Source organism: Bacillus sp. GbtcB10 (assembly GCF_019091365.1).
Taxonomy (GTDB): domain Bacteria; phylum Bacillota; class Bacilli; order Bacillales; family Bacillaceae; genus Bacillus; species Bacillus altitudinis.
In genome coordinates, this window is sequence record NZ_JAGXJP010000118.1 from 1 (window position 1) to 275 (window position 275).

Consider the following 275-nt stretch of genomic DNA (forward strand, 5'->3'; position numbering starts at 1 on the left):
TTACATGTTATCCTTCTGTAGGTGGTTCTGGAGTTGTTGGAACAGAATTAGGAAAGCAATTAGCGGAACGCGGGCATGAAATTCATTTTATTACATCGGGTTTACCATTCCGGTTTAATAAAGTGTATCCAAACATTTATTTTCATGAAGTGACGGTAAATCAATACTCTGTATTACAATATCCACCATACGATTTAGCGTTAGCGAGTAAAATGGCAGAGGTTGCACAAAGAGAAAACCTAGACATTTTACATGTGCATTACGCAATACCACAT

General features: G+C 37.1%; 1 protein-coding gene. It reads left to right on the forward strand.

From position 1 onward, the window contains the following. The coding region (locus KVT11_RS19830; protein ID WP_217609144.1) for a glycosyltransferase at nucleotides 1–275 on the forward strand (275 nt) is incomplete at both ends.